Below are 247 nucleotides of genomic sequence, written 5' to 3' on the forward strand. Positions count from 1 at the left end.
GTGCAGGATTTCTGCATCCTGTTCGTGTCGATGCGCCGCGACGGGCGCTCGCTGGGCGAACTGGTCCGCGCTGAGATGGGGCAGGTCGCGGGGACGGTCGCGCGCGTCGGCGCGTTCGCGATCATGGTCATCATCCTCGCCGTGCTGGCGCTGATCGTGGTGCGTGCGCTGGCGGAAAGCCCATGGGGGCTGTTCACTGTGGCGGCGACGATCCCGCTCGCGCTGCTGATGGGGTGCTACACCCGCT

The 247-nt window shown here is 68.8% G+C and carries 1 protein-coding gene; it reads left to right on the plus strand.

What is annotated here, in order from left to right:
- On the plus strand, window positions 1–247 hold a 247-nt coding region (locus AC0IYH_RS33260), incomplete at both ends, for a carbon starvation CstA family protein (RefSeq protein WP_471838674.1).

The organism is Pseudomonas sp. AC463 (assembly GCF_979253585.1).